This is a genomic window from Streptomyces sp. SDr-06, from assembly GCF_003324565.1.
Classification (GTDB): Bacteria; Actinomycetota; Actinomycetes; order Streptomycetales; family Streptomycetaceae; genus Streptomyces.
The window spans coordinates 91,501-103,011 of the sequence record NZ_QOLA01000025.1; the positions used below are offsets into that span (position 1 = coordinate 91,501).

Sequence of the window (11,511 nt, forward strand, 5' to 3'; positions counted from 1 at the left end):
CGGCCAAGTGCAGCCCTGTCTGGGGCGCGGGGAACTGCGCGACCAGCCACGCACGGTCCGCGGGCGCCCTGGGGCTCCGCCCCAGACCCCGGTTCGCGCCTGAACGGCGCTCGTCCTCAAACGCCGGACGGGCTGAGGTTGCCCATGCTGGCCAGCATGATGCCGCTAAGGGGCGCGGGGAACTGCGCGGCCAGCCACGCACGGTCCGCGGGCGCTCCTGGGGCTCCGCCCCAGACCCCGGTTCGCGCCTTAAGGGCGCTCGTCCTCAATCGCCGGACGGGCTGAGGGTGTCCATGCTGGTCAGCACCATGCCGCTAAGGGGCGCGGGGAACTGTGTGAGGGGGCTGGGTGGGCCGTACCCCGTACGCGCCCGGGGCGGACCCGAAGCGCACCCCGTACAAAAGCGCACCCCGCACCCCCTTGATCCCCGCGGAGCGACCCCGCATGGTCGAGCCCATGGACGCCACCCCCCTCTTCCGCCCCCGCGCCGCGGACTTCGTCGCCGACCCCTACCCCGCGTACTCGGAGCTACGAGCGGCTGGCCGGCTGCATCATTACGCGCCCACGGGGCAGTGGCTCGTCCCCCACCACGAAGACGTCTCCGCGCTCCTGCGCGACCGCAGGCTCGGCCGGAGTTATCAACACCGCTTCACCCACGAGGAGTTCGGAAGGACACCCCCGCCCCCGGCGCACGAGCCCTTCCACACCCTCAACGACCACGGCATGCTCGACCTGGAGCCCCCGGACCACACCCGCATCCGCCGCCTCGTCTCGCAGGCGTTCACCCCCCGCACCGTGGAGCGGCTCGCGCCGACCGTGCGGCGGCTCGCCGCCCGGCTCGTGGACGACTTCTGCGCGGCGGGCGGCGGCGACCTGCTGGCGGAGGTCGCCGAGCCCCTCCCCGTCGCGGTCATCGCCGAGATGCTGGGCATCCCCGAGCCGGACCGCCCCCTCCTGCGCCCCTGGTCCGCGGCGATCTGCGGCATGTACGAGCTCAACCCGGGGGAGGAGACCGCGGCCCGAGCGGTCCGCGCGTCGCTCGAATTCGCCGCGTATCTGAGGGAGTTGATCGCCGAGCGCCGCAAACAGCCCGGCGATGATCTCGTCTCCGCGCTCATCGCCGCGTACGACGACGGCAGCGACGGCGACGGCGGTCGGCGCCGCCTCTCCGAGCAGGAGATGGTCTCGACCTGCGTCCTGCTGCTCAACGCCGGTCACGAGGCCACCGTGAACACCACCGCCAACGGCTGGTGGACGCTGCTGCGCCATCCCGGGCAGCTCGCCGCGCTGCGGGCCGCGCCCGAGGCGCTGCTGCCCACCGCCGTCGAGGAGCTGATGCGGTACGACACCCCGCTCCAGCTCTTCGAGCGCTGGGTGCTCGACGACATCGAGTTCGCCGGGCACACGCTGCCCCGCGGCAGCGAGGTCGCGCTGCTCTTCGGTTCCGCCAACCGGGACCCGGCCCGGTTCGCCGACCCCGACACCCTGGACCTCGCCCGCGCCGACAACCCGCACATCTCCTTCGGCGCGGGCATCCACTACTGCCTCGGAGCCCCGCTCGCCCGCCTCGAACTCCGCGCGTCCTTCGGTGAGTTGCTCGCCAAGGCGCCCGGCCTGCACCTCGCCGCCGAACCGGCGTGGGGCCCCGGCTTCGTCATCCGGGGCCTCACGGAGCTGCACGTGGAGTGCTGACGAGAGCGGTTCAGGACAGCATGTCCCGGCGGCGCAGCGCTCCCACTCCCGTCGCCACCAGCGCCGCCGCGACCGCCGTCAGGACGAGCACCGGTGTCCACGCCATCTCCGTACCCGGCAGCTTGGGCAGATGACCGAAGGGGGACACGTCCAGGACGGCCCGCGGCAGGTTCAGCGCGGGGCCGATCCAGCCGAGGGACAGGCACAGGCCCGTCACGCCGAGCGAGGCCTGCGCGATCCTCGGGAACGCCCCGAACAGCAGCACCGCCAGGCCCGCGAGCGTCCAGATCGCGGGGAGCTGGACCAGGGCCGCGCCCAGGATCGGGCCGGGCTCACGGCCGTGGCCCGCGGCCAGGCCGAGCCCGCCGACCACCATGATCAGGGCGGCTCCGCCGAACGCGATCACCAGGTGACCGGCCGCCCAGCGCGCCCGGCCGACCGACGCCGCCAGGACCGGTTCGGCGCGCTGCCCCGTCTCCTCTCCGTGCAGGCGCAGCACCGACGAGGTGGCGTACAGGGCGGCGACCATGCCCAGCATGCCGACCATCGTCGCGAGGAACGCGTCGGTCAGGCCCGACTGGCCTCCCATCCGCTGGATGATCTCCTTGGTCTGCGCGTTGTCGCCGACGAGGTCGGCAGCTCCGTCGGTCATACCGCCGAACAGCAGCCCGGCCAGGGCGAACCCGAGGGCCCAGCCGACGAGCCCGCCCCGCTGGAGGCGCCAGGCGAGTCCGTACGCCGAGGACACGCGGCCCTCGGCCGGTCCGGGGCGCGGCGGCACGAAGCTCATCCCGATGTCGCGCCGCCCGGCCAGGACGTAGGCCGCGGCCCCCTGCGCGAGGGCCGCCGCCCCGATCAGGAGCAGCGCCCACCACCGTTCGCCCGCGTAGGGCCGCACGTGCTCGGCCCAGCCGAGCGGGGAGAGCCAGTCGAGTACCGAGGAGGCGTCCTGTGTCGCCGTGTCGCCCGCCGCCTTCAGGAGGAACGCGGCGCCCAGGACCGCCCCCGTGAGGCCCTTGGCGAGCCGGGCGCTCTCCGTCAGCTGCGCCATGATCGCCGCCAGACCCGCGAACAGCATGCCGATCGCGGCGGTCGTGAGGCCGAGCGCCACCGAGCCCGCGGTGTTCCCGGTCGGCCGGGCGAGCCCCGCCGCGATGATCACGGCGACCGCCGCATTGGCGACGAACGCGGCGAGCAGGGCCGAGGTCAAGGGCGCGCGGCGGCCCACCATCGCGGAGGACAGCAGTTCCTGCCGGCCCGTCTCCTCCTCCTCGCGGGTGTGCCGTACCACGATGAGCAGGCTCATCACCGCCGCGAGTACGTATCCGAACCCCCCGAACCGCCACGCGGTGAGCCCGCCGAGCGAGTCGTCGAAGACCGGCCCGTACAGCGCCCGCAGCGAGCCGTTGCCGTTCATCGAGTGCGCCACGTCCGCGCGCTCGGCGGCGGTCCGGTACACCTTGTCCAGGGTGCTCGCGCCGCTGGCGACGAGGCCGCCCAGCGCGAGGGCCCACACCGGGATCATCAGCCGGTCCCGGCGCAGCGCCAGCCTCAACAGGGCTCCGCTGCCGATCAGTTCACGCGAGGCGCGGCCGGGCGCCGCCAGGTTGGTCATCGGACCGCCACCTCTTCATCGGCTCCCGTGTAGTGGCGCAGGAACAGCTCCTCCAGCGTGGGCGGGGTGGAGGTCAGGGAGCGTACGCCCGACTCGGTGAGCGAGCGGAGCACCGCGTCCAGCTTGTCGGTGTCGACCTGGAGCTTGACCCGGCGGCCCTGGACGTCGAGGTCGTACACGCCGGGCAGGCCCGCCAACCCGTTGGGGGCGCCCGCCAGTTCGGCCGTCACCGACGTACGGGTGAGGTGGCGCAGCTGGGCGAGGGAGCCGGTCTCCACCGTGCGGCCCTTGCGGATGATGCTGACGCGGTCGCAGAGGCTCTCCACCTCGCTGAGGATGTGCGAGGAGAGCAGCACGGTGCGGCCCCGGTCGCGCTCCTCCTCCACGCAGCTCTGGAAGACCTCCTCCATCAGCGGGTCGAGACCCGAGGTCGGCTCGTCCAGGATCAGCACGTCCACGTCGGACGCGAACGCGGCGACCAGGGCGACCTTCTGCCGGTTTCCCTTGGAGTAGGTGCGGCCCTTCTTCGTGGGGTCGAGTTCGAACCGCTCGATGAGGTCGCGGCGCCGGGACCGGTCGAGCCCGCCCCTCAACCTGCCGTAGAGGTCGATGACTTCGCCGCCCGAGAGGTTCCGCCACAGGGTGACGTCGCCCGGTACGTACGCCACGTGCCGGTGCAGTTCCACGGCGTCGGCCCACGGGTCGCGGCCGAGCAGTTGCGCCGCGCCGGAGTCGGCGCGCAGCAGGCCGAGCAGCACGCGGATGGTGGTGGATTTCTCGGCGCCGTTGGGCCCGAGGAACCCGTGCACCTCGCCGGACTCGACGGTGAGGTCGAGCCCGTCGAGGGCGTGGGTGCGCCCGAACGACTTGTGCAGCCCGGAGGCCGTGATTGCCTTCGTCATGTTTTTGAACGTACTGTACTTTCACGAAGTTGTGAAGTTAAGGAAGCATATAAAGTCTGCGGCGGGACGGGTCCGGGGCGGCGAGGGGAGACGATGAGGCGATGAGCGGCGTGGACAGCGAGCGGGAGGTGCCGGGCGGCATGGCGGTCGAGCGGGACGAGGACGCGGTGGGCCGGTTCGTCGAACGGTTCGCCGCCGAGCTGGCCGAGGCGGGCATGCAGCGGATGGCGGCCCGCGTCTTCGCGGCGCTGCTCTGCTCCGAGACCGGCTCGATGACCTCGGCGGAGCTGGCCTCGGCGCTGCGGATCAGCCCCGCCGCCGTCTCCGGCGCGGTCCGCTACCTCTCCCAGGTCAACATGGTCGGCCGCGAGCGCGAGCCCGGCTCCCGGCGCGACCGGTACGTCCTGCACAACGAGCTCTGGTACGAGACCTTCACCAACCGCGACCGGATCCTGACCCGCTGGGAGCAGGTCATGAAGGACGGGGTCGCGAGCGCGGGCGGGCCGGACACGGCGGCCGGGGCGCGGATGGCGGAGACGGCGGCGTTCTTCGCGTTCCTGCACGGCGAGCTGTCCCAGCTGATGGACCGCTGGCGAAAGCACCGCACGACCCTGGACCTCCCCCCGATCCCGCCCCGCTGAGCCGCCTCCGGGCGCGGATCACGTCGACGCGACCCGGGGCCTCCCCCCGATCCCGCCCCGCTGAGCCGCCTCCGGGCGCGGATCACGTCGGCAGGACCAGCTCCCACGCGCCCGCGAGGGCCGTCCACGTGCGGGTGCGCACCGGGCCCGCCACGGTCTGGTCCGCCCGGTAGCGGAACCCGCCCACCGGGCCCGAGATCGTCACGGCCCGCGCGGCCGCCCGCACCCGCTCGCCGGTCCGCCCGTGCACCACGACCTGCGCGAGCCCGTCCGCGGAGGCCACCGAGACCCCCGCCACCGGCCGGTCCAGGTCGCTGAGCAGCTTTCCGTCCGCCTCCACCCGCAGCCGGTGCGCGACCGCCGCGGCCACCGGCGCGGGCGCCCGCACCAGGGTGCGGACCAGGGAGCGGGCCGCGCCCCACACCGACGGCGGCTCGGGCCGGGCGACGGGCGGGCCCATCGCCGGGATCCGCAGCGCGCCGATCACCACCTGGTCGCTGTCGTCCACCAGCAGGTCGAGCCTGCGCCCCGTGCCGTCCAGGGCGGCCCGGGCCGCGGCCACCGCGCCCAGCGGCACCCCCAGCGAGCGCGCCAGCTCCAGGGAGTCGGCCGCGCCCACCGGCACCAGGGCCAGCGGCCCCCGGTCGAGCTCACGCTCCTTGTGCAGCAGCGTCACGGTGCGTAGCAGCGCCTGGTCGTCACCGACCAGCACGGTGCGCCGGCCGGCCCGGCGGGCCAGTGCCCTGGCAAATTCCTCCGGCCCCTGTGGCCAGCAGATTTTCGCCTGTGCTCCCGCACACAGCACATCCTTCGCGATCCGTACGGACTCGCCGTCAATACGGCGGGCGACCGGGTCGATGAGCACGACGAGCTGGTGCGCAGCCGACACCTCGGTCCTTCCTCGGGTAGCATCTTTGTGCAAGAGCCCCTTGCGCTATTGCGCCAGGGGCTTCGTCTATTCCGGGGCAGCTTTCTACGGTTCAGGCCCATGGTGTACGCATCCACATGTGGAGCGCGTATGCCCCTGACCTTGGACATGCCCCGCCCGGAAGGGGTGTACGCCTGTGCCCGCACTTGTGCTGCTCGGTGCTCAGTGGGGTGACGAGGGCAAGGGAAAGGCCACCGACCTCCTCGGTGGATCCGTTGACTATGTGGTGCGTTACCAGGGCGGCAACAATGCCGGCCACACGGTTGTCGTAGGCGACCAGAAGTACGCGCTGCATCTTCTCCCTTCCGGGATCCTCTCGCCGGGGTGCACCCCGGTGATCGGTAACGGAGTCGTCGTCGACCCGGCGGTCCTGCTCTCCGAGCTGAGCGGTCTCAACGAGCGCGGCGTCGACACCTCCAAGCTCCTGATCAGCGGCAACGCTCACCTGATCACGCCGTACAACGTCACGCTCGACAAGGTCTCCGAGCGCTTCCTCGGCAAGCGCAAGATCGGCACCACCGGTCGCGGCATCGGCCCGACCTACGCCGACAAGATCAACCGCGTCGGCATCCGCGTCCAGGACCTCTACGACGAGTCGATCCTGGAGCAGAAGGTCGAGGCGGCCCTCGAGGGCAAGAACCAGCTGCTCGCCAAGGTCTACAACCGCCGCGCCATCGAGGTCGGCAAGATCGTCGAGGAGATGCTCCAGTACGCGGAGCAGATCAAGCCGTTCGTCGCCGACACCACGCTGATCCTGAACCAGGCGCTGGACGACGACAAGGTCGTGCTCTTCGAGGGCGGCCAGGGCACCCTGCTCGACGTCGACCACGGCACGTACCCCTTCGTCACCTCCTCGAACCCGACCGCGGGCGGCGCCTGCACGGGCGCGGGCGTGGGCCCGACGAAGATCAGCCGTGTCATCGGCATCCTGAAGGCGTACACGACCCGCGTCGGCGCCGGTCCCTTCCCGACCGAGCTCTTCGACGAGGACGGCGAGGCGCTGCGCCGCATCGGTGGCGAGCGCGGTGTCACCACCGGCCGCGACCGCCGCTGCGGCTGGTTCGACGCGCCGATCGCCCGCTACGCGACCCGCGTGAACGGCCTGACCGACTTCTTCCTCACCAAGCTGGACGTGCTGACCGGCTGGGAGGAGATCCCGGTGTGCGTCGCGTACGAGATCGACGGCAAGCGCGTCGAGGAACTCCCGTACTCGCAGACCGACTTCCACCACGCGAAGCCGATCTACGAGAAGCTGCCGGGATGGTCCGAGGACATCACCAAGGCCAAGACCTTCGACGAGCTGCCGAAGAACGCGAAGGCGTATGTGAAGGCGCTGGAGGAGATGTCGGGGGCGCCGATCTCCGCGATCGGGGTGGGGCCCGGCCGCACCGAAACGATCGAGATCAACTCGTTCCTCTAGCACCCCCTGAGCGGGGCCACCCGGCCCCGCTCAACCCCCCCGGGGCCAAGCCCCGGCCCCCCCGGCCCCCGCCTCCCGGCCTCCGGACCGTGGACGCCTGCTCGCGCAGTTCCCCGCGCCCCTAGCAGCATCGGTGCTGGCCAGCACGGGCATCTTCAGCCCGTCATGGGGGTCCTCCCTGGCCCTTAAGGCCTTGGGGGACGGCTACGTGGGGAACTCGCCGAGCCAGGCGCGCCGCAGGAGCTCCCCCGGCAAGTAGGGCGTCTCGACGTCGATCTCGAAACCCGCATCGACCGCGAGGCACGCAATGGCGAGCGGACCGAGAGCAAGGTAGCCCTCCACGCTCCCCTCCCGCTTCTCGGTCGCCGTCCAGTACGCCTTGTGAGCCTGAACGGCTTCCAGCAGAGCCTGGTTGAAAGCCTCGTGGTCCTTGACGAGGAAGCGGTGGAAGAGGCTGATGGGCTGGTAGAGGATGTTCTGGAGCAGGTCGCGCGGCGCGATGGTGGCCACGTCGGGGTGCGAGGTCTGAATGGCCAGGGTCAACTTCTCGACCAGGCCCGGCCGTTCGAGCCAGTAGGTCTGGAGCGCGTCCACCCAGTGGTGGACGTACTCGTCGCCTTCGGCGCCCGAAGCGCGCAGGACGTCGAGGGGGATCTCGCAGAGCTGGGTCATCCGGGCCTGGTCACGGCAGACGATCGCGAGCCAGAACGCGGTCAGCCAGTTGCCCGCGTTGGCGTAGTACTGGGGCCCGGTCGCCGGGATGGTGTGGACTTCGTGGTTGATTCGGTACTCACCGCTGCCCTCCGTGGCGCTGGCCGCCGCGAACGCGGCGGAGTGCACCTGCATGGCGGTGACCACCGCCTCCCAGGTTTCCAGCTGGGAGCCGTCGGGATTGACGGCGAGCCATGCGTTCACGCAGGAGAGCGATTCGTTCATCGCGAGGCTGAAATTGCGCGGCGTGCGCGGGAGTGTCTCGATCGAGTCCGCCAGGTCCTCTCCGAGTTCCCGTGCGTACTCCTCGTCGTCGGGTCCGGGGCTGCCGTGCCGAGCTACGTTCACCGTCATCAGAAACTCCCGTTCAGCCCAGGTTGAAACGCCGCATGGAATACCCAGCGTACGTTCCTGCCTTGGGGTTCCCCTTCACGAGGATGTAGTCGATCTTCCCCTGCTTGAGGGCCTTGCTGAGCTCTCGGTAGAGCCGGCGTTCATTCGGGTTGGTACGCCCGCGCTCCTTCATTTCATTGAGGATGTCCTCGAAGTATTCGCGTGACCCCTGCCGTGCGTTGAAACCATTCGGCAGTCGGCGCTGGCCGAGTTCGGTGTCGAGACTGCTCTTCGCCTCGACCACCACGAAGCGGCCGTCGTCGCGCTTCCACACCTGGTCGAACTGGTCGTTGCCGTTCTTGGGGCCGTCGAGCGTCTCCCACTTGGCGTCGGGATAGTGCTCCGGGATCACGTGATGCCTGGCGACCGCCTCACCGAAGGCCTCGGTGTCCTTCGTCATCTTTTCGTGCAGCGGTGCGTGCTCGGCCTTCGCCTCGTTCCAGGCCTCGAGGTTCTCCGGGGTCGGGTGCGCCTCGTAGAGCTTCTTGGCGTCGTTGACCTTCGGGTGGATCGCGTTGTCGGCCGAGACCGAGGCGTGCCGGTCGCGGGCGGCCTGGTCGAGGATCTCCCGGCCCTTGGGCGTGACCACCGTCGAGGCGTCGCGCTTCACATCGGCGCCCGGGACGTACTTCTCCGGGATCGGCGGCGGCTCGTCGCTCTTGGCTATCCACTCACCCGTGGTCGGGTGCTTGACGAGCTGAGGCGGTACGAGGCCGCTCTCGTCCGGAATGTTGGAGTACTTCCGGTAGGCGCTGACCTTGTAGTCCTTGTAGTACTTCTCGAAGTAGCCGGGCTCGTGCCGGGCGCGCTGGACCTGGTGGTCCATGATTTCGCGCGCGCTGGCGCCGTTCCACCGGCTGGGTCCGTCGTAGTTCGGGTGCGGGCCGCTGCCTCCGTGCCCACCGGTCGGCGGCTCGTCGCCCGACCCACCCCCGTGCCCGCCGGCCCCCCCGTCGTGCCCGCCGGACCCCCCGTCGTGTCCACCAGCCCCGTGCCCGCCGTGGCCGCCCGCGTCCGCCGTGTGGCCGGCCGTGTGGCCTGCCGTGTCTCCGGTGGAGGGGGTGCCGCCGCGGGAACCGCCCGTGGCGCCGCGGTCGAGGTCGTTGGTGGCGCCGCGGCCGAGGTCGTGGGCGGTGCCGCCCGGGGCTCGCGTGCCCGGGTTCGCGGGGTGGTCGCCCAGGTGGCCCGCACGGTCGCCCGCGCCCACGAGGACCGGTTCCTTGACGCCCGCGGGGACGGTCTCGCCGACGTGGGGGAGGGAGCTCTTGAGGCGGGCGATGTCGTCGGCGCTGAGTTCGACCTTGGCTTCCGAGAGGGTGCCGTCGGGCTTGTAGACCTTGCCGTCGTCGAGGTTGAGGCGGCTGCCGCCGGGCCATTCGACGTAGTTGCCCTTGATGGTGGGCAGGTCCGCGGTCTTGGGGAAGGTGCCGTCGAGGTTGACCTTGCCGCCGTTCGCGAAGATGTCGGCGTAGTGGCCGTTGGTGATGTTCTTGAGGCCGGTGAACAGGTCGCCGACCTTGATGATGCCGAACTTTCCGGCCTTGGCGACGTAGGTCATGGGGTCGACGACCTTGGCGACCTTGCCGGTGACGGAAAGGACCTTGGCGACGGCGCCGCCCTTGGCCGCGCTGCCCGAGCCGCCGGTGAAGACGGTGGTCAGGACGTTGAAGGTGACCCCGCCCGCCGCGCGGGCCGGGTTCTTGCCCCACTCGTCCCAGGCGACCAGCGCCTTGCCGGTCTCCTTGACCGCGGTGCGCGAGTCGCGCAGCCAGCTGGGGAGGTCCTTGTCGGGGGCCGTCCAGTAGGCGGCCGCGAAGGGTGTGGAGGAGATCGCGAGGCCGGTGGCGAGTTTGGCGAGGCCCGTCCAGGCCTGGCCCGCCTTGTCCCAGCCGTCGGTGCCGACCAGGGTGCCCAGGCCTTTGACCGTGCCCCAGATCCCGTCGACGATGAACCCGTCCCACACGAAGGACTTGACCTGGTGCCAGACCCAGGACAGGCCCGTGTACTCGCGTTCGGCGTGGCCGCCCCAGGGGGTTTCCTCGGCGTGCTGGAGCGCGTCGGCGCTGTACCCGTACATGCCGGGCTTGTGGCTGCCGTCGTCGACGGTGAGCTTGCTGCCGTTGACCAGCGCGGTGATCTTGTCGTGGCAGGCGCGCTCGGCGTCGGTGAACGCGGCGATGGTCGCACCGACCTCGTTCATCAGCCGCTCGTTGTGGTCGATCTTCTTCTGGTCGCGGCGCCAGTGGTCGTCCCCGGCGATGCTGTCGGTGAACGCGAACGCCTCGGTGCGCAGCGAGGCCAGCTTCGCGACCAGCGGGCGTACGACGCCTTCGTACTCGGTCAGCGCCGCGGCCGCCTTCTCCAGGCCGCCCGCGAAGTCGTCCGCCTTCGTCTTGACCGGCAGGGTGGTCGCGAACAACTGGTCCGCTTCCGGCGCGTGGTAGCAGGAGGACAGGCCCTGGAACTCGTTGTGGACGTTGGCTCCGCCGTCGCGGAACGCGCCGGCCTGTTTGGTCAGGGCGGCGGCGTCCTTGGTGAGCTGCTCCAGGTTCCCCGTGAACATCGGGATACCGCCGGGCTCGATGACGTCCTTGCTCACTTGGGTGCCCCCGGCTTCTCGACCGGCTTGCCGTCCGGGCCGATCTCCTGTCCCTTGTCGTCGATGACGGGCTCCTTGATCGCCTGGCTCTGCTTGTTCGCGGCCATGGCCAGGTCACCCTGGGCGTACTCCGTCGTCGCGTCGTACGCGCCGTTGAGGGAGCGCTCGGTGCGCACCGCGATGTAGCCGAGCTCCTGCGCCTTGTGCTCCATGAACTCGCCCAGCGCGCCGCCGACGGGGCCCATCGGGGCCTCCACACCGCAGTACGGACCCGACAGCGTGCCCGCCGACGAGGCAGCCGATTTCAGAGCCTCCTGCATGGCCGTTCCGGCCGTCGACATGGCCTCGGCCGCCGTGGCCGTCTTCTTCAGTACGCCCGACACGTCGGACGGTTTGATGTCCCAAGCCGACACGAAAAAATCCCCCGTTCCCTGCCTGCTGTCCAACTACCCTGCGCTGGCGCCGAGTTACTGCTGAATGTGCGTGCTCAGCCGATGGCGTCGACGGCGGCCTTGGCCTTCGACAGTGTGGACTGGGCGGTTCCGTCGTTGAGTTCCAGGGTGCCGCGGACGAGGCGGATGATTTCGCGGACCTCGTTCGCGGCCTTGTT

At 70.9% G+C, this 11,511-nt stretch carries 9 protein-coding genes; 3 read left to right on the plus strand and 6 right to left on the minus strand.

The genetic code is table 11. The features are described 5' to 3' along the window. The first annotated feature begins 456 nt into the window (after positions 1–456). Positions 457–1,692 (plus strand): cytochrome P450, encoded by a 1,236-nt coding sequence (locus tag DT019_RS33390; RefSeq protein WP_114040740.1) that lies wholly within the window; start codon positions 457–459, stop codon positions 1,690–1,692. Positions 1,693–1,702: 10 nt separating this feature from the next. Here DT019_RS33390 and DT019_RS33395 read toward each other — a convergent pair whose 3' ends face one another. Further along, positions 1,703–3,307 carry an ABC transporter permease gene (locus DT019_RS33395; RefSeq protein ID WP_114040720.1) on the minus strand — a complete coding sequence of 535 codons (1,605 nt, stop codon included), beginning with the start codon at positions 3,305–3,307 and terminating at the stop codon, positions 1,703–1,705. Next, complete coding sequence (locus DT019_RS33400) at positions 3,304–4,209, minus strand: ABC transporter ATP-binding protein (RefSeq protein ID WP_114040721.1); 906 nt, start codon at positions 4,207–4,209, stop codon at positions 3,304–3,306. Before DT019_RS33400 ends, DT019_RS33395 begins: the two co-directional genes overlap by 4 nt. A 101-nt stretch (positions 4,210–4,310) precedes the next feature. On the opposite strand from DT019_RS33400, the gene DT019_RS33405 reads away from it, so the two are divergent. After that, positions 4,311–4,850 (plus strand): GbsR/MarR family transcriptional regulator, encoded by a 540-nt coding sequence (locus DT019_RS33405; RefSeq protein WP_223279882.1) that lies wholly within the window; start codon positions 4,311–4,313, stop codon positions 4,848–4,850. Between the two features lie 82 nt (positions 4,851–4,932). Here the strand turns inward: DT019_RS33405 and DT019_RS33410 are convergent, their stop codons facing one another. Beyond that, positions 4,933–5,739, minus strand: coding sequence for a diacylglycerol kinase (locus DT019_RS33410; protein WP_114040722.1), 807 nt, complete (start codon positions 5,737–5,739; stop codon positions 4,933–4,935). A 175-nt stretch (positions 5,740–5,914) separates the two neighbouring features. Between DT019_RS33410 and DT019_RS33415 the strand changes: the two genes are divergently transcribed. Next, positions 5,915–7,198: an adenylosuccinate synthase gene (locus DT019_RS33415; protein ID WP_114040723.1), complete on the plus strand. Its 1,284-nt coding sequence runs from the start codon at positions 5,915–5,917 to the stop codon at positions 7,196–7,198. A gap of 204 nt (positions 7,199–7,402) precedes the next feature. Here the strand turns inward: DT019_RS33415 and DT019_RS33420 are convergent, their stop codons facing one another. Genes DT019_RS33420 through DT019_RS33430 form a run of 3 tightly spaced genes read right to left on the minus strand, consistent with a single transcriptional unit; the run spans position 7,403 to position 11,314 of the window. Continuing rightward, positions 7,403–8,263, minus strand: coding sequence for an immunity 49 family protein (locus DT019_RS33420; protein ID WP_114040724.1), 861 nt, complete (start codon positions 8,261–8,263; stop codon positions 7,403–7,405). 13 nt (positions 8,264–8,276) lie between these two features. After that, positions 8,277–10,901, minus strand: coding sequence for a hypothetical protein (locus tag DT019_RS33425; RefSeq protein ID WP_114040725.1), 2,625 nt, complete (start codon positions 10,899–10,901; stop codon positions 8,277–8,279). Next, positions 10,898–11,314: a DUF6507 family protein gene (locus DT019_RS33430; RefSeq protein WP_114040726.1), complete on the minus strand. Its 417-nt coding sequence runs from the start codon at positions 11,312–11,314 to the stop codon at positions 10,898–10,900. The genes DT019_RS33425 and DT019_RS33430 overlap by 4 nt, the downstream gene beginning before the upstream one ends. Between the last annotated feature and the right edge of the window lie 197 nt (positions 11,315–11,511).